The organism is Streptomyces sp. NPDC101178, assembly GCF_044767965.1.
Classification (GTDB): Bacteria; Actinomycetota; Actinomycetes; order Streptomycetales; family Streptomycetaceae; genus Streptomyces.
In genome coordinates, this window is the sequence record NZ_JBIWOZ010000004.1 from 18,380 (window position 1) to 37,716 (window position 19,337).

A 19,337-nucleotide genomic window follows, 5' to 3' on the forward strand; every position below is an offset into this window, starting at 1 on the left:
AGAGTTCAGCGCGCGCCTTGCCGCGCGTGTGGAGAACGTACCGGGGGACGACGACATGACACTGCTGGATGTACTGCTGGGCGCGGTCCGTGAGGCTCCTGGCCAGGTGGTCGTTCATGTCCGCGGTGACGGCAGCGAGTTGACCGTCGCCCTGCCTGAGCTGCTCGACGATGCGCTGCGTGTGGCCGGCGGTTTCCGGGAGGCCGGTGTCGTGCCGAGGACCTGTGTGCCGTTGCTCGCCGATCGCAGCGAGGACTTCCAGCCCATGTTCTGGGGCGCGCTCGCCGCCGGGCTCGTCCCCGTGCCGCTGGCTCCCGACGCCCGGCGCGTGCTGCCGGTCTGGGAGCACCTGGGCCGGCCACCCGTCGTCGTGGACGCGGCGACCAGGCCGGTGGCCGGTGAACTGCCCGACGGCGTACGCGCTCTCACGCTCGATGTGCTGCGGGAAGGGCCGGTGCTGCGGGAGCCTTTCCGGGCCGGGCCGGACGAGGTCGCCTTCGTGCAGTTCTCCTCCGGGAGCACCGGTGCGCCCAAGGGGGTGGAGGTGACCCATCGTGCGGTGCTGGCCAATCTGGCGCAGATACGGGAGGCCTCGGCGCTCGCGGCGGACGACGTGGTGGTCAGCTGGATGCCGTACTTCCACGACATGGGGCTCATCGGGACCCATCTCGCCCCGCTGGCCGCCCGCGCCAAGCAGGTGAAGATCGGGCCGCTGTCGTTCGCCAAGCGGCCCCAAGTGTGGTTCGAGGTGGCGGACCGGCACCGGGCCACCGTGCTGTCCGCGGCCAACTTCGCGCTGGCACTGGCCGTACGGCGGGTTCCCGGCGCGGTCGTCGAGCGGCTGGATCTGTCGAACGTACGGCTGATGCTGGTGGGTGCGGAGCCGATCGCGGCCGCGGTGTGGAGGGAGTTCGCCCGCAGGATGCGTCCGGCCGGGCTGGATCCGGCGGCGCCCCAGCCGGTCTACGGGCTGGCGGAGGCGACGCTGGCCGTGACGTTCCCGCCGCCGGGAGAGGTGGCCGAGCCGCTGGTCCTGGACCGGGAGGCGCTGAGCCGGGGCGAGGCAGTCGACGGCGTGGCGGGCGCGGGGGCGGTCGAGCTGATGGACGTCGGGGTTCCGGTGGCGGGCTGTGCCGTACGGATCGTGGACGACGGCGGTGCGGAGCTCGGCGACCGGCGGGTCGGGCACATCACGGTGCGAGGCCCTCAGCTGGCCCGTGGCTACCACGGCCTTCCCGGTGTGAGCGCAGATGTGTTCTCCGGCGGGTGGCTGCGTACCGGCGATCTCGGGTTCCTGCGGGACGGGCGGCTGTGCGTCACCGGGCGCCACAAGGATGTGCTCTTCCTCAACGGCCGCACCTTCCACGCCCCGGACATGGAGGCGGTCGCGGCGGCGACGCCCGGGCTGCCGCCCGGCGCTCCTGCGGTGATCGGCTCGACCGATCCCGTGACGGGTGGCGAGCGCGTGGTCGTCTTCGTCCCTTGGGCCCGGCCGCCGCGCGAGGCGGCGGAGGTGCTCGAACGGGTCGCGGCCCGGGTTCGCGAGGCACTGCTCCACGACGACGTACGGGTGCTGGCCCTGCCTCCGGGCGGCTTTCCCCGGACGACGAGCGGGAAACTGCAGCGGCAGCGGCTGCGGGAGCGGTTCGAGGCGGGCGCCCATGGGGGGAGTGACGCGGCTGCGGTCGGTGGTGCGGCCTCGGCTGGTCGTGTGGCTCCGACCGTTGATGCGGCCTCGGCCGGTGCTGCGGCCTCCGGTCCCGCACGGGCCGGGGCTCCGCGCTCGCGCGGCGAAGCCGAACAGCTCGTACGGGAGGTGTGGGCGCGGGTGCTGGGGCGGGCCGTCGAGTCGATCGGCCTCCATGAGGCGTTCGGGAGCCTCGGTGGGACGTCGCTCAAGGCCATGGAGGTGCTCGTGGCCCTGGAGGACACGTTCGGACTGACCCTGCCGCCTGCGGTGATCCGGGACCACGGGACGGTCGCGGCGCTGGCCGGGCATCTGCTGGCGGCCTTGCCCGTTCCGGAACCCGGGCCGGTGCGTCCCGCGTCCGCGCCTCATGACCGGCAGGACCGGGCAGCCGCCGCAGCGGTCATCGGGATGGCGTGCCGGTTCCCCGGCGCCGATACGCCCGACGCGTTCTGGGAGCTGCTCGTCGGCGGGCACGACGCCGTCACCTCCGTACCGGACGGGCGATGGGACGACGCGAGCTCCCGGTCGGCCGCTCCGCCGAAGCGCTGGGGTGCTCTGCTCGACGATCCCGCCGCTTTCGACGCCGGCTTCTTCGGCATCGGCGAGGACGAGGCCCGCGCGCTCGACCCGCAGGCGCGGCTCTTCCTCGAACTCGCGCATGAGGCGCTCGAACGTGCCGGATACGCGGGGCCCCGTCGGCGCGGCCGCAGGATCGGGGTCTTCGCGGCCGTCGGGGAGAGCGGCTACCGGGAGGTGCTGGACCGGGCATCCGCCGGCGGGTCTCCGCTGCCCGGCACGCTCACCGGCAACCTGCCGAACCTGATCGCCGCCCGCGTCTCCCAGTGCCTCGACCTCGACGGTCCCGCGCTCGCCGTGGACACGGCCTGTTCGTCGGGGCTGGTGGCCCTGCACCTCGCGCGGCGCAGCCTCCTGGACGGCGAGTGCGATCTCGCGGTGGTCGGCGGGGTCAACCTGCACCTGACGTCGACCGGTCACCGTCTGCTGGAGGAGGCCCAGGCCCTCTCCCCCACCGGCCGCAGCCGCGCCTTCAGTACCGACGCCGACGGCTTCGTCCCCGGTGAGGGGGGCGCCGCCGTCGTCCTGACTCGTCTGGACGACGCCCGTACCGCCGACGACTCCGTACTCGCGGTGGTCCGGGGCACGGCCGTCAACAACGACGGCCGCTCGATGAGCCTCATGGCGCCCAATCCGCTGCGGCAGCGCGAGGTCATCACCCGGGCCTACGAGACGGCCGGGGTCGATCCCGCCTCGGTGACCTACGTGGAGGCTCATGGGACGGGCACGGCCGTGGGTGATCCGATCGAGCTGCGTTCGCTCGCCCACGCGTTTCCGGTACGGGCCGACGGCGAGCCGCGGCTGCTCGGTTCGGTGAAGACGAACCTCGGCCATCTGCTCAACGCGGCCGCCCTGCCCGCGCTGGTGAAGGTCGTGCTGGCGCTGAACCACCGCACGCTTCCTCCGTCCCTGCACCACGCGTCCCCTTCACCGGGCCTCGCGTCCGCCGGTTTCCGCGTGCTGACGGAGGCCCGGCAGTGGACGTCTGCCGGGCCGCTCGTGGCGGGCATCAACGCCTTCGGTTTCGGCGGCACCAACGCCCATGCCGTACTGGAGGAGGCGCCGGCCCGAGCCCCGTACGAGAGCGTGGACGGCGGGCCGCGTCTGCTGACCCTGTCGGCCCGCAGCGCGGACGGCCTGCGGGAGGTGGCGGAGCGGCTCGCCTCCCATCTGGGCAGCCGGCCGGAGCTGGATGAGGGCGATGTCTGCCTCAGCGCGAGCACGTCCCGGGACGACGGTCCCTACCGGCTCGCCGTCGTCGCGGACGGTGATCTGCGTGCCCGGCTCACAGCGTCCGTGGAGCGTACGTCGGGCGTCGCCCGTTCGCGGCCGCGACTCGTCTTCCTGTTTCCCGGGCAAGGTGCGCAGTTCCCCGGGCGGGACCGGGCGCTGTACCGTACGGCGCCGGTGTTCCGGGAGACCCTCGACGAGGCGTCCGCGCTCCTCGGGCCGGTGGGCGGGCGGTCGCTGGTGGAGTGGGCGGTGGAGCCTGATGTGGACCGCGATGCCCAGGCTCTGACGGAGGTGGCGCAGCCGCTGCTCGTCGCCTCCGGGATCGCGCTCGCCCGGCAGTTGCGGGAGTGGGGCGTGGAGCCCGACGCCGTCGCCGGACACAGCGTCGGGGAGATCGCGGCCGCCTGTGTCGGCGGAGTGCTGACTTTGCGGGACGCCGTACGGTTCGCTGCCGAACGCGGCCGTCTCATGGGCGCGTTCACCGAGCCGGGCGCCATGATCGCCGTCCGCGGAGGTGAGGAGGCCGTCGCCGCGGTGGTGGCGGAGGCTGAAGGTGACCTCGCCGTGGCCGCGTACAACGGTCCGGGGCTTCAGGTTCTCTCGGGTTCCGTCTCCGCGGTGGAGCGGGCCGCGCGCGACCTCGACGCTCTGGGCATTCCCGTACGCCGTCTGCGGGTCTCCCGAGCCTTCCACTCGCCGCTGATGCGCCCGGTCGCGGAGCAGCTCGCCGACGCGGCCCGTGCGCTCACGCTCCACGACCCGTCCGTCCCGCTGATGAGCACGGTCACCGGCGCGTGGCAGCCGGTCCTCGGCCCGGAGTACCTGCGCAACCACGCCCTGCGGCCGGTGCTGTTCGGGGCCGCGGTGGAGCGGATGGCCGGGGAGGGGTACGACACGTTCGTGGAGGTCGGGCACGGGGCGACTCTGGCGGGTGCGACGCGTGCGGCGGCAGCTGCGGGGGTGTGTCGGGTGGCCGACACGGAGGGTATGGCTGCCGACGAGCCGCGCGAGGCGGTGGAAGCCCGCCGGGATCGTGGTGTGCTGGTCGTTCCCGCTCTGTCTGGCGGTTCGGACATCCGCACGCCTGGCGGTGACGGGCTCCGGGCGCTGTTGGAGACCGTCGGGCGGCTGTGGTCGCGTGGGGTTCCGCTGGACCGTACCGCGCTCGACGTCGGTCACCGTCGGGTCCCGCTGCCCACCTATCCCTTCCGACGCGACCGGTACTGGGCCGATCCGCCGGTGAACCCGTTGCTGCACCGCGTGCTCTGGGAGGACTCCGCGCTGCCCGAGGCCTCCGCAGAGGCGGCGGTGGGTTCCGTGCTGCTGACCGGGCCTGACGCCGCGTCCGTCGAGCGGCTCGGCGAACAGCTGGCCGCCGAGGGCTTCCGGCTGCACACCGGCAGCGAGGAGCAGGAGCCGCCGGACGCGGTCGTGCTGGTGGCCGGTTCCGCTCCGGAGGTGGACGAGGGCGCCGATGCGCTCGCCCGGGCGCAGGAGATCGCGCTGGCCGCCTTCGACGTGGCGCTCGCCGGGCTCGACGCGACGCGGGCGCGCCGGATGGTGGTGCTGACGGAGGACGTCCACACCACCGGAGCCGTGCCCGAGCGGCCTCGCCCCGCCCACGCGGTTCTGTGCGGGGCGCTGCTGGCCCTGCCTGCGGAGGCACCCGGTTGCTCGGCCACCGGTGTCGACCTCTGCTCGTCGGACACCCCGGCCCGGCGGCTGGCCGCCGTGCTCGCCGAACTGCGTGCGGACGGCGGCGCTCCGGGCGAGGCCATCACCGTCGCCTGGCGGGCGGGCCGCAGGCTCAGCCGTACGATCGCGCCTCTGGCGGTGAAGGAGGCGGCCGGGTCCCCATTGCCGCCCGACGGCACCTTCCTCATCACCGGAGGTGGCGGCGGGATCGGCGGCGCGCTCGCCCGGGACCTGGCCGGGAGAGGCCGCCCCACCCTCGTCCTCGCCGGACGCTCCCCGCGGCCTCCCGCGGAACTCGTCGCGGAACTCCGGGCGCTCGGCGCCACCGTCCACTACCGCGTGGCCGATGTCTCGGCCGAGCGGGACGTCGACGCACTCATCGCCCAACTGCCCGGTCTGGACGGCCTCTTCCATGCGGCCGGAGTCGTCCGCCCCGGCACTCTGCGGAACCGACGTGCCGAGGAGACCGCCGCCGTCCTGGCCGCGAAGACGCGGGGCACCGTGCTGCTCGCCGCGGCCCTGCGCCGGTACGGACTCGATCCGGCGGTCCGTGTCGCGTTCTCGTCCGTCTCCGCGCTGCTGCCGGGACTGGCGGGCGGCCTGGGCGAGTACGCCGGTGCCAACGCCTTCCTCGACGCGTTCGCCGCATCGGAGCGGCGGGCCGGCCGGCCCTGGCAGTCCGTGAACCTCGCCGCGTTCGCCGGGACGGGCATGGCCGCGGGCCTCAACGCAGGATCGGTGCCGGACTCCCCCGCCGTACAGCGGGTGGGCGGCCGGCCGGTGGCCACCGGTCCCGCGCTGGCGGCGCTCCGTACGGCGTGCGGGGTCGATGCGGCGCAGTTGCTGCTGGCCGATCTGGCGGTGTCGTCTCCGCCCGTGGAGGGTGCGGCTGTCGTCGCCGGGGCCTCGCTGCCCGTGGCGGGGGCGGCGGCCGAGTCCGTACCGGATGCACGATCGTCCCGGTCGCCGGTTGTCGCGGGCGCAGATGCGGATACCACCGCCGGTACCGCCGCCCTGCTGCGCCGCCTCCTCGGCGCGGCGTTGCGGCTGCCGCCCTCCGAGATCCCCGACGACGCGCCGTTCCTCACCCTCGGTCTGGACTCGCTCGCCGCCGTCGATCTCGTACGGCAGTTGGAGCGGGAGCTGGGCGCTTCCCTGCCCGCCACGCTGTTCTTCGAGTACCGGACCGTCCGCGAGCTGGCCGCCCACCTCAACGCTCCCGCCGACCACGCACCGGCCCCGCCCATGTCCGCCTCCTCCGTCGCGGACGGGATGCCGTTCCCGCTCACCCCGGTCCAGCTGGCCCTGCACACCAGCGGCCGGCTCCACCCGGACGTCCCGGCCCACGGGTATGTCCGCCAGACCGTCGAAGGGCCCCTGGACAGCGACCTTCTCGGCCGCGCGCTCACCGCGCTCGCCGAGCGGCACGCCATGCTGCGGATCCGCATCGAGAACGGCCCCGGCAAGTCCGGTGGAGCGCCCCGGCAGTACGTCGCGCCCGCCACCGCCTTGGCCCACTGGTACGAGGTGCGCGAGCGGCCCGGTCCCGTCGAGGAACTCGAAAGCGCCCTGCGCAACCGGCCGTTCGACCTCTCCGCCGAGCCTCCCGTCCGTGCGGTCCTCGCCCGCGAGACCTCGGACCTGGCCCATCTGGTGCTGGTGATCCACCATGCGGCCGGTGACGGCTACAGCCTCAACATCCTGGCCGGGGAACTCTGGTCGCTCTACACCGCCCTCGCCCGAGGAGAGGACCCCGCAACCCAACTGCCTTCCCTGCCGACCGACTTCGCGGGGTACTCCGCCGCTGCCGCCGAGGAGCGGTCGTCCGCGGCCGGTGCCGAGGCTCTCGCCGCCGGCCTGCGCCACTGGTCAAAACGGCTGGCCGGCCGGGGCGAGGCGCTTCGGCTGCCGTACGACGGTGATCCCGCCGGCCTTCCGGCCGCGCCTCTGGCGACCCGTCTCAGCGCACTCGACGCGCAGGCGACCGCCGCGCTGGAACAGCGGGCCGCCGCGCTCGGTGTGAGCCTGTTCCATCTGCTGCTCGCCGTCCATGTGCGGTGCCTGGGCCGGTGGAGCGGGCAGCGCGAGGTCGCGGTGAACGTCGCCCGCGCCCGGCGGGACGCCCGGCTGCCGGGTCTGGACCGGCTCGTGGGGCCGCTTGCCGACACCCTCCCGCTGCTGTGCGCGAACGACCCGGACGAGCCGGTCGAAGTCCTGGCCGAGCGGCTCGGGCGGATCTGGCTGGAGAGCGAGCGGCATGCGGCGCCCACCAGCCTCGACCTGGCCCGGCTCGTGCCGGACGACCCGGCCTGGGCGGGGCCGCGGACGGTGAGCCCGGCCGGGTTCAGCTTCGCCCGCTTCCCGGCGGCACTCGACGCGCGGTGCCCGGTGACCGTCCGGCCGACGGCGGCCGGGACCGGCACCCCGGCCACCCGCCTCAGCCTGCTGTGCTGGCAGGACGGCCCGGTCCTGCGCTTCTCGTGGAACTTCCCCGTCCGGCTCTTCGACGCGGCGACGGTGGCGCGGCTGGACCGCGACTTCCACGCCGAGCTGACAGCCCTGGCCGAGGCCACCGGCGCCGCGACAGGATCCGCCACGATCGTGGAGCGGCTGCTCGCCCGGTTCCGGGCCGCTCCGGACGCGGTCGCCGTCGATACGGGCACCGGCAGTCTGACGTACGCCGAACTCGACCGTGCCTCCCAGGCCCTCGCGTCCCGGCTCGTGGCCCACGGTGTCACTCCGGGAAGCCTGGTCGGGCTGCTCACCGAGCCCGGCGCCGACGCCGTCGTCTCGGTCGTCGCCGTCCTGCGCGCCGGAGCCGGCTGGGTGCCGCTGGACCCCGGACACCCGGCCGCGCGCCTCGCGGGCCAGCTCGGCCGCTCGGGAGCCCGTACGGTGCTCTGCCATGCCGCGACCCGTACGGTGGGCGAAGCCCTCGGTGACGTCAGCCTGGTCTCAGCCGATGGGGCGGCGGTCGACGCTCGGGGGTACGGCGAGGTTCCCGGCCGTCCCGTCGACCATCCCGTCGACGCGGACTCCATCGCCTACGTGATCTTCACCTCCGGGTCCACCAGCCGCCCCAAGGCCGTGCCCATCACCTACCGTTCGATGGAGAACTACCTCTCCTGGGCCATCGGCACCTTCGGGTACGACGAGCACGACCGCCTCGCCCAGACGGCCTCGCTCTGCTTCGACGCCTCCGTCCGCCAGCTCCTCGCGCCTCTGCTCGTCGGCGCGACCGTGGTGACGGTGGACCGCGACCTCCTGCGCGACCCCGACCTCCTGCTGACGCATGTCGAACGCGCCCGGATCACCGTGTGGAGCTCGGTGCCCACCCTCTGGGAACAGCTCCTCACCGCTTCCGAGGAGCGGGTACGGCGCGGCGCGCCACGGCCCGGGCTCTCCGCCCTCCGGTGGGTGCACGTCGGCGGCGAGGCCCTGTCGCCCACCCATGTGCGCCGCTGGTTCGATCTCTTCGGCGACGGGCAGCGCATCGCCAACCTGTACGGGCCGACCGAGGCCACGATCAACACGACCTGCCACATCATCGGCGCCCGGCCCGCCGACCACGTACGCCGGCTGCCCATCGGCCGCCCGGTGGCCGGGACGGAGGTGGAGGTCGTCGGGCCCGACGGCGAACTCCGGCAGCCCGGCGAAGCCGGAGAGCTGCTCATCGCCGGGACCGGTCTGACACCGGGATACCTCGGTGAACCCGCCCTGACCGAAGCCGCGTTCACCTATCGGCGCGGGCGGCGCTGGTACCGCAGCGGAGACCGTGCGCGGGTTGCCGAGGACGGCACCCTGGAGTTCCTCGGGCGGCTGGACGACCAGGTGAAGGTGCGCGGCAACCGGGTCGAGCTCGGTGAGATCGAGGCCGTGCTCCGGGCCCATCCAGACATCGCGCAGGCCGTGGTGCTCCTCCAGGAGGGCCGCCTCATCGCGTTCGTGACCCCGAGGCCGGGAGCGTCCGGCGCGGACGCCGTGGGCCTGCGGAACCATCTCTCGCGGACCCTGCCGTCGTACATGGTGCCGTCCCGTATCACTCCGGTCGATGCGATGCCGCTCACCGGGACGGGCAAGATCGACCGGCGGCGGGTGCTCGAACTCTTCTCGGGGCTGTCCTCGGGCGGCCGGGTGGACTGCGGAAGCGGGGCGTCCGCGTCCGGCGATGTTCTGCGTACGCCGCCCGCGACGGCGACCGAGGTCCGGCTGGCCCGGATCTGGTCGGTCCTGCTCCAGGCCGACGACGTGTGCCGTGAGGACGACTTCTTCGCGCTCGGCGGCGACTCCCTGCTCGTGCTGGAGGTGTTCGCCCGGCTGGAGAAGGAGGGCGGCGGTCCGCTCCCCCGGCCGACCGTGATCTACCGTCACCGCACCCTGTCCGCACTCGCCGCCGCCGTGGATGCGGCCACCTCGGAGTCGGACTCCGTGGACGCCACAGGTCCCGTCACGGCCGTGACGGACGGCGCCGGGCCCGCGCCCTTCCCGCTCACACCCACCCAACGGGGCTTCCTGCTGGCGGAAGCCGTCGCACCCGGTGAGGCGTCGTCCTGGCTCACCCGACTCCGCCTGCGCGGCCCGCTCGACCCCGCCCGCTTCCAGCAAGCGGTGGACGCCCTCGTCGTACGGCATCCCATGCTGCGCACTGTCTTTCCCGCCGGCGCACGCCCGGCTGTCCAGCAGGAGCTGCCGCCGTCCCTGCGTCTGCCGGTCGACTTCGAGACCCTCTCCGACCCGCGTGCCGTCGACGACAGGGCCGCCGCCGAACGGGCGCGCCGCTTCGAACCCTGGGCCTGGCCCCTGCTGCGCCTGCGGGTGCTCACCCTCGCTCCCGACGACCACGTACTCCTGGTGCACGCGCACCACATCATCGGTGACGGCTACAGCGCGGCGCTCCTGATCCGGGAGGTGACGGCCGTGTACGACGCGCTGTCCCGCGGTGAGGAGCCGGCCCTGGCCCCGCTGCGCAGCACGTTCCGCGACCACGCCGCCCATCTCGCCGCGCGGACGGAGGCGGCGACGGCGGACGGGAGCCGGTGGGAGCTGCTCAGCGCTCCTTACCGGCAGCCGGTCCTCACCGCCGAAACCACCGGGACCGGCGGAAGCGGCGGAAGCGGCGGGAGCGGACGTGAGGCGAGCCGTCATGTGCCTTTCCACGCGCGAGAGTTCACCATCGAGGCGGACCAGGTGGAGCAGCTGCGCGCCCTCGCCTCCCGTACCGGTGCCACCCTCTACGCTCCCGTGCTGACCGCCTACTACCGGGCGCTCGTGGCGGCGACCGGTCGGGAGGATCTGGTGCTCGGGCTCGCCGTGAGCGGCAGGGACCTCGCGCTGGCGGACGCGCACCGGGTGTTCGGTCCCTATGCCACGGCCGTGCCGCTGCGGCCGGCCGGTCCGGGCTCCGGGCGGACCTCCGACGCGGACTTCGCGGACGATCTGCGGCGGGTCGTCGCCGAGGCGACGACGGCTCAGGTCCACGAAGGTCCCGTACCGTCCCTGCCAGGCGGACTGCCGCTGTCCTCGCAGTTCTTCTTCACCTACCTGGACTTCTCCGCGCTGGGGCCGGAGAGCGGGCGGACCCTCACGGTCGGCCGTCCGGACGGCACCGGCGAGTACACCCCGCCTCCGGTCGGTACGGATGTGTTCCTGGCGGCCGGCCTGGACTCCGGGCGGCTGCGGCTCACGGTCCGCGCATCGGCTGCGGCGTTCGCACCGCAGGCCCTGACCGCGTTCGCGGAGGCGGTACGGGATGCGTTGACGCATGCGGCGGCCGCGCCGGTTCCGGAGCAGCGGCGGGCCGAGAGCCGCTCTGCGAGAGACGAGCGGGCGCAGGGCATGGACGCCGCGCTCATCGGCTATCTGCCGTCCCCGGCCCACCTCGCCCGGCTGGCTCGGCTGCCGGAGGCGGCGCTGCCCCGTGAGGAGCTGCGCACCCTCCTCTTCCCGGACGGGCGCCCGCGCCTCCTGGAGACCCTGAGCACCCCGCTGGGGCGTTCGGGCTTCGTGTGCGTCCCGCTGTTCGCGGACGAACTGGCACCGGGCTCCGCTCTCCTCCACCACACCGCGCGCGGCGTGGAGCTCGCCTCGTCCCTCGGTGCCCGGACCGTCTCCCTCGCCGGCATGATCCCCTCGCTCACCGGCTACGGGTTCGACGTCCTGCGCGCCATCGGCGCCACCGGAGCGGCCACGGCCGTGACCACCGGGCATGCGGCGACCGTCGTCTCCGTCGTCAGGACCGTCCACGCCGCGCTCGACGCCACTCGACAGGAACTGGGCAACCTCACCGTCGCGTTCGTGGGGCTGGGCTCCATCGGCTCCTCGTCCCTGGAGCTGCTGCTCGGCCAGGCGGCGGGCCCGCCCGCGCGACTCCTGCTCTGCGACGTACCGGGCAGCGGACCGCGCCTCAAGGAGCTGGCCGAGCACCTCCGCGAACGCGGTCTGGCCGATGAGGTCGACGTACTCGAATCGGTCGGCGGGCTGCCCGACGCGGTCTACGGGGCGCGCCTGATCGTCGCGGCGGTCAGCGGCGGCGGCACGCTCCTCGACGTGGACCGTCTCGAACCCGGTACGACGGTGGTGGACGACTCGTTCCCGCACTGCTTCGACACCGGGCGGGCCCTCGGCCGGATGGAGCGGGCGAAGGACGTCCTGGTGGTGGGCGGCGGGCTGTTGAGCGTCGGGACCGTGGAGCGGCAGGTGGCCGACGGGCTGCCGGCCGCCGCGGTGGCCGGATACCTCGCGCAGCCCGCGCTGCCCGGCACCATCGCGTCCTGCCGGCTGGAGTCCCTGCTCCACGCCTCCGGAACCGACGTACCGCTCGTTCGCGGGCCGGTCGACGCGGCCACCGGCCTGGCCTACTGGGCTGCGGCGGAAGCCGGCGGAACGGGTGCGGCGCCGCTCCATCTGCTCACCCACGCCATAGGCCCGGATGTGGTCCGGCAGATGGCGGAAAGGACCCGCGCCGAGTAAACGTAAGGATTGTCTCTCCGAGCCCCTCCGGACGGCAGAAGAATCCGGACGGAGGGGCTCCGGAACAGCGGATTCACCTTTCGATACCGTCGCGCCGGGAGAAAAGCCGACAGAGTCGCGCATCTCCGCGCGGGCCGCTTCCCGGAAGCGAATATGTGCCGTCACCCCTCGGTGGTCACCAGGTGGCAATCGGCTGGCAATCGCACTTTCAAGACATTTCTCCGCCGTCCTGTTGGCTGAAAACCGTGGTGCTCCGGGTGCTGGGCTCCGACCTACGCTGCCGAACCGGTGCACACAGGAGCACCGTTCTTGTCGTCTCGACTCCCGGAGAGCACATGTCCCTTCCCGAAATGGCCACCTCCTTCGATCTCGACGGACTGGATCTCGGAGAGATCACCGTCACCGCGATGCGCGACACGGCCGGAATAGGCGAGTCCACCTACTCGCTGTCGTCCTCCTCCTCGACGTCCTGTCAGGGCTGCAGCGGTTGCAGTGTCCAGCCGCCGGTGCAGTTCGACGCCGCGTGACACAGGAGCCGTGAGGGCTTCCGCGGCACCGCCCCGGCGCGTCTCCGCGTCACGGTGCCGCGGAGGCCCGCTCGCGTACGAACCCGGCGCCTCCCGAGATGTGCCGGGGGCTCCGTCCAACGCCCAGCCGACTGGATCGATGTGAACCCGCCCGTACCGGAACTCCAGATGCCCCCAGCCCCCGTTCGTGACGAGCGCGGGGTTCCGCTCCCCCGGATCGCCCCCGGCGCACTGGTCCGTACGACCTTGCTGAGCCTGCCGGCCGAGCCAGGACCGGCCGCCGCGTTCCGGGCCGCGCTGGCCGGCCTGGTGGAGCTGGAGGACCGGCTCACGGCCTTGGCCCCCGCGCTCGGTGACGCGCTGTACGCGAGCCGGGCGGGCCATGCGGAGGACTTCCACCGCGAGGTGGTGCTGCCGCTCCGCCGGGCCGTGCACAACGGGCGCGAGCCTCGGCCCGCCCTCCTCCGCAGCCTGGGCGGCCTGCCCGACCGGATACCCGAACTGCGCGCCTGGCTCGACGCGCGCGGGCGCAAGGAGGAGCTGCTGACGGCTCTCCGCGCCGGGACCGCTCCTGCGCTGGCCGCCGGCCGCTCGGTGCTCGCCGGGCTGTGCCGTGAGCCCTCGTTCCTGCGCGCCGCGTCGTTCACCAGTGCCGACCTGCTGCGGGCGGTGGAGCGGGCCGGGCAAGGGCCGACGGACCGCAGGACGCGGAAGGAGGAGGCGGGCGTGCTGCGACACGCGACGCGGGCGGTCGCCCGTACGACACCGCTGTCGGCCTTCGCCGGGGTGGGGTGGGGGGTGCTGCGGACGGCACCGGACGACGGGGAAGCCGGTTCCTGGAACGGCGCCGATCTGCCGGCCGGTTCAGCGCGGGCCGTGGTCCGCGCCAACCGGACGCTGGTGGACACCCTGTTCGCGGCGCTGGCGGCGGATCCGCGCCGTCGCTCGACCCTGCCGCACCGCCTGTGCAGCAGCCCGCGTGTCTCCGACGGCCGTGTCGCCTTCGCCCGCTCCCGTACGGCCTTCACCGCCGCCCGCTTCCTCGCGGTGGAGGACGACGAGGTCACCCTCGGCGCGGCGGAACCGCTGCGGCGGCTCGCTGCGCTGTGCGACCCTCCGGCGACGCTCGACGCGCTGGCCGGGATGCTCGCGGCGGAACGGCCCAGGGCCCCGGATGCGGACCCGGCCCCGGACTCGGCCCCCGACCCGGGGCAGCTCGCCGCGGCAGCTGCCTTCCTCCGGCAGGTCTGTGACGCGGGGCTGCTCGTCCCGGTGGAGCCGTTCGACCTCCAGGACCCCGACCCCCTCCCCCGGCTGGCCCACTGGTTGCGGGAGACCGGCTCACCCCTGGATCGCGAGCTGGCTGTCCGCATCGAGGAACTCTCCTCGGCCACCGGCGAGTTCGGCGCCGCCGACCCCGGCCGCCGCGCCGCCCTCCTCGCCACCCTGAGGAACCGCTGGATGACGCTCCTGGCCGAGGTGGGCCGCCCGGTGGACTCCTCGTCCTCCCGCCTCACCGTCCTCAGCGAGGACATCGTCATGCGGCAGCAGGTCCGGCTGGACGGCTTCCTCGGCGATGCCGACCACCGGGTGCTGGCTGAACTGGCCTCCCTGGCCGAGGTGTTCGACGTCGGTCCGGTGGTACGGCGGCACGTGCGGGACGCCTTCGTCGCGCGGTACGGGCCCGGCGGCACCTGCCCGCACGTGTGGGACTTCGGCGCCGACGCGAACGCGGCATGGCAGCAGGCCGCGCGCGCCACCGGCGGAGACGGCCCCGGCGTGGCCGGCGACGGCTCCACCGCCGCAGGTGGTGTCCGCCGGCTCGCGGCGCTCCGGGCCGAGTTGGTGGCGGCCGTGCACGCGTCCCACGGCGGCGGGCCCGACGACGACGCCGTCCTGCCCGCCGGCCTGGTGGCCGCACTCGGCTCCCGGCTGCCGTCGTGGGCGGCGCGGCGCCCGGTCTCGTACACCGGGTTCGTCCAGCGGGCGCCCGGCGGGCTGCTCTGCGTGAACCATGTGTACGGAGGGTGGGGACGGTTCAGCAGCCGGTTCCTGGACTCCCTGGACCCCGAGGCCGTACGCGAGACGGCCGCCGCCGTGTCCGGCACGCTCGGCCCCGGCGCCCGCGTGGCCCAGGTGCGGCCGGTCAGCGGCTTCAACGCCAACCTGCATCCCCGGTTCGTACCGGAGGAGATCGGACCGGCCCGCTCGTCCACCTCCCTCGCCATGGACGACGTGGAACTGGTCCACGACCTGGACGGCGATGAGGTGCGCGTCCGGATCAGGGCCACCGGCGAGTGGGCCGATGTGCTCTACGCGGGAGTCTTCGCGCCGCTCCTGCTCCAGCCGAGGCTCGCGCCCCTGCTGATGGACCACCCGCACGGCATGGCCGATTTCGGCGCCCTGGTACCCCGTCACCTCACCGCCGTACCGGGCGGCGACCTGGTGCGCACCCCGCGTCTGCGCCACCGCCATCTCGTGCTGCGCCGGCGCCGCTGGCAGCTGGCGGGCCCGACGGTGGCGGTGCTGCTCGCGGAGCTCGCGGCGGAGGGTGAGGTGCCGGTCGGAACGGTGGCGCGCTGGCGGGCCCTGCTCGGCGTACCCGATCAGCTCTACCTGCACGCCGCGCCACCGGTCCGGGGCGGGCGAGTGGACGAGGACCTGCTGAGCGCACTGGACCGACCCAAGCCGCAGTACGTGGACCTCGGCGACGCGCTGCATCTGCGCTGCCTCGGCAAGTGGCTGGCCCGCCACCCGGACGGGGCGGTCCTGGAGGAGGCGCTGCCGGCGCCGGCCCGGGGCGCGAGATACGCGGCGGTGGAGCTGGTGGTGGAGACCTACCGTGCCGGCGCTTCCGGCGCTTCCGGCGCTTCCGGCGCTTCCGGCGACCGTGCGCTTGCCCGGCAGGCGAACCGAAGGGACGACAGATGACCGTCGATCAGGCGGCGCAGACCGCGACCACCTCGCCTGAAGGCGCGCAGGCGGAGCCGGACGCGCTGGATTCGCTGGGGCGGTGGACGTTACGGCCGGGGGTCTCGGTGACCGTGCTCCACAACGGCGTACATCTGCGGGGCTGGATCACCAGCGTCACGCTGGAGGGCGGCGCCGGGCTGCCGGTGCTCTGGGCCCGCCTGGCGAAGGCGCTCGCGACGGACGGGAGCGCGGAGCCGACGTTGACGGCCCCGGCGGGTTCGCCGCTGCGGGCCGCCCTGGTGACGGTGATCGGCCAACTGCACGACCACGGCCTCCTGGTCGAGCGCCCCGGCGGGGAGGGGTGGCTGGGGGCGGTCGCCGACCGGCCCGCGGCGGCGGCAGCCGCGCTCTCCGGCAGCCGGGTGCGGGTTCTCGGCGCGCGTCCGGACGGTCCACTCGCACGCGCCGCCGTACGGGCGCTGGACCGAGCCGGTGTCCGGACGGAGACCGTGGAAGCGGCGGAGCTGCCGGACGGACAGATCCTGCTGGTCGGCACCGCCGTGGCCCTCGGCGGCGAAGAGGACAGGGCGGTGGTCGCCGGCCTGCGCTCGGGCGTCGGATTCGTCACGCCGGTGGGCAGCCCGCTCCAGGCACGTGCCGACGCCGACGGGCTGGCGGACAGGTTGCGGCGGCGGGAGGCTCACGGCGCGGAAGAGCACGCGGGCCTGGCCGCGCTTCTCGCCTCCTCGGCTGCGCAGCGGCTGGTGTGTGCGGTGGCCGGGCTCCGCGACCCGTCGGCCGAGGCGGGCGATGCCCGGCTGCTGCCCGGACTGCCGGCGGCACTGGTCGCGGAGCGGGAGCCGTTGCGGGGTGAGTACCTGACCTGGGCGGGCTCCGTGCTCGTGGACTCCGACCGGGTCCGGCCGCGTCCCGCGTTGCGTACCTTGGCCGAGGCGCTGGCCCGTATCCCGGTACTCACCGACCGCATGGCCGGAGTGCTGGACGAGCCGGATCCCGGGCCGCTCCCCCAGCTGCCCGCCACGCTGGTCCGCTGCTCGGTGGCGGGCGAGGTCCTGGTGTCCGGCGCGGCCCGGGCGGACCTGGCCCGGCTGGAGGCGGTCTGCCGAGCGGCCGAACTCCGGCTGGGGACGGGGGAAGGGGACCTGGTGGTCGGGGCGGGCCCGGAACACGCGCGCGGGCTGGCGTTGCGGCGGGCGCTGGCGCGGCAGCACACCGGGACAGCCACGCACGTGCCCTGGAGCCCCGATCCCGGACACCACCCGCAAGCCCACCACTGGTGGTCCGTCCTGGTCCGGCGGCTAGGGGTCGACGCGGAGGTGACGGTGTCACGCCTGGATACGGGCGACGGAGCTGTGTTCCGGGCACGGTTCCGGGAGCGCGCATCCGGCCTGCTCTCCACGGCGCTCGAGGCGTCGGCGGACGATGCCGTCGCCTTCGCCGCGCTCTCCGCCGTGGTCAGGGTCCAGTCGGCCACCGACGCCCCGCACGCCCGGCACCTGGTCACACCCACCGGCGCGTCGGCCCCGCTCGTCCGCCCCGAAGCGACGGCCCCCTGGGAGGACACCGGGTGGACGACGGCCTGGCTGGCGGAGGCGGCCGGCCGGGAACCGGCGCTCCAGGAGGCCCTGACCGTACTGACCGGCTGGTCCCCGCAGCCCTGGGAGCCTCCGGCCGACGCGCACGCGGACGTACACGCGCTCCGGTCGGCGCTGCGGCAGTGCGGCTTCTCCGTCCTGTCCGCGCGCCCGGACTCCCTCTCCGCGGAAGGATCACCGTGACCACCGCCACCGACCCGCTCCGCCAAGCCCTCGCCGCGGAGATACCCGGCCCCGTCCTCGATGCCGCGGCTGCCCTGCGCCTCACCGAGGGCAGCGCCGTCGTGGTCCTGGACTCCTGGACGCCGGGGACGGCTGAGGAGCTGTCCCGGCATGCCCTGCGCCATCCGGTGACGCTCGTGCCCGTGCGGGGCGACGGGGCGCTGACGGTGGTCGGGCCCGTGCTGCGGCCCGGTGCGCGGGGGTGCCTGTCGTGCACCGAGTACCGGCGGCTCGCGACGATCGGCGGCCGGGTGCCGTGGCACAGCCCTGAGCTGCGGCTGGCGGGCCGGCCCTCCCCGGCGTTCGTCGACGCCGTCGCCGTACTGGCCGCGTCGCTCAGGACCGGTGGCGAACCTGCCATCCACGTCGTCCACAGCGGCCGGGCCACCTGGTCGACCCACCGCTTCGAGCCCGTGGGCGGGTGCGCGGTCTGCCTGCCGCTGCCGCCCGACGGCCCGGAGGTCGCCGAGGCCGCCTTCGGCCCGGCCGCGCGCCGCGTACCGAGGCCGCCCGGCGACCCGGTGTCGCTGCGCGAGCCCAACGCACGTACGGGCTTGGCGGGTCTGCGGGAGGTGCTGTTCGACGAGCGGTTCGGGCCGGTCCACCAGATCCTGCGTACCGAGGAGTCCGTGCACAGCCTGACCAGCGCGTATGTGACGTACGGCCGTCATACGCGCGACGGCGGCTACGGGCGAAGCATCGACTTCGAGAGCAGCGAGCGCGTCGCCCTGTTCGAGGGGGCGGAGCGCCTGGCGTCGATGAGCCCCACCGGTCACCGGACGGTCCTGCGCGCCCCGTTCGCCGAGCTCGGCCCGGAACGGGCGGTGGACCCGGTGCGGCTCGGGCTGCCCGACCCCGTCCACCGCGGCCATCCCGCATCCGCGACCGTGCCGTACACACCGGAGCTGGAGCTGGACTGGGTGCACGGCTGGTCCCTGACCCGGGAGCGTACGACGGCGGTGCCCGAGCACGTGGCGTACTGGGACCCGAGCCCGGGCCGGCCCCGGGTGGTGTACGAGTGTTCCAACGGCTGCGGGCTGGGCAACAGCCCGGCGGAGGCGGCGTTGTACGGGCTGTTCGAGGTCGCCGAGCGGGACGCGTTCCTGATGGCCTGGTACGCGCGCACCCCGCTGCGCCGGATCGCCGTACCGGCCGACGACCTGGAGACGGCGCACCTCGTGGACCGTGCGGCGCTCGCCGGATACCGGGTGGCGCTGTTCGACGCGACGAACGACTTCCAGGTGCCCGCCGTCATCGTGGTCGCACTGCACCGGGGCGAACCGGCGACGGCTCCGGCCGCGTTCGTCGCCGCCGGGAGCCATCACCATCCGCGTACCGCGATCCGCTCGGCGCTCGCCGAGGTGGTGACCAATGTGGTCAACGCCGTCCACCGGCACCGGGCCGAACCGGAGATGTTCGACCGGCGGCGGCTGCTCCCGATGCTGGAACAGCCCGAGCTGGTGCGGACGCTGGCCGACCATGTGGCCGTCAACACCCTTCCCGAGGCCCGCTCCCGGCTGGACTTCCTCGACCCGGACGGCCCGGTGACGGACTGGCGCGACCTCTGGCCCGGGGCAGCAGGGCCCGTACCGGATGTCACCGCCCTGCTGGAGCGGACCGTGGCCCGGCTGGCCGGTCTCGGCCTGGAGGTGGTCGCCGTACCGCTGAGCGAGTCCGTCGTCCGCGACCGGCTCGGGCTGCACACGGTGAAGGTCGTGGTGCCGGGCTCGCTGCCGATGACGTTCGGCCATGTCAACCGGCGCACGCTCGGGCTGGACCGGCTGCTGGACGTGCCGTTCCGGCTGGGACGTGTGGAGCACAGGCCCCGTCATGACGAACTGGCGCTGCATCCGCACCCGTTCCCGTGAGCCGTCCCCCGAGCTTGTCCATGCGTCC

Annotated in this window: 5 protein-coding genes; all 5 read left to right on the top strand. The window is 74.4% G+C overall.

The window, feature by feature from the left end; translation table 11 throughout:
- The first annotated feature begins 55 nt into the window (after positions 1-55).
- The 5 genes from ACIRR8_RS12495 (at position 56) to ACIRR8_RS12515 (ending at position 19,309) form a co-directional block, all read left to right on the top strand.
- Positions 56-12,163, top strand: coding sequence for an amino acid adenylation domain-containing protein (locus tag ACIRR8_RS12495; RefSeq protein ID WP_404062664.1), 12,108 nt, complete (start codon positions 56-58; stop codon positions 12,161-12,163).
- Positions 12,164-12,498: 335 nt separating this feature from the next.
- Positions 12,499-12,690, top strand: a complete 192-nt coding sequence (locus ACIRR8_RS12500; protein ID WP_404062667.1) for a thiazolylpeptide-type bacteriocin — start codon at positions 12,499-12,501, stop codon at positions 12,688-12,690.
- A 168-nt stretch (positions 12,691-12,858) separates the two neighbouring features.
- On the top strand, positions 12,859-15,621 hold the full coding sequence (locus ACIRR8_RS12505; protein ID WP_404062670.1) for a lantibiotic dehydratase: 2,763 nt from the start codon (positions 12,859-12,861) through the stop codon (positions 15,619-15,621).
- Positions 15,618-17,402, top strand: a complete 1,785-nt coding sequence (locus ACIRR8_RS12510) for a hypothetical protein (protein WP_404062672.1) — start codon at positions 15,618-15,620, stop codon at positions 17,400-17,402. The genes ACIRR8_RS12505 and ACIRR8_RS12510 overlap by 4 nt, the downstream gene beginning before the upstream one ends.
- Complete coding sequence (locus ACIRR8_RS12515; RefSeq protein ID WP_404062674.1) at positions 17,399-19,309, top strand: TOMM precursor leader peptide-binding protein; 1,911 nt, start codon at positions 17,399-17,401, stop codon at positions 19,307-19,309. The genes ACIRR8_RS12510 and ACIRR8_RS12515 overlap by 4 nt, the downstream gene beginning before the upstream one ends.
- Positions 19,310-19,337 lie beyond the last annotated feature (28 nt).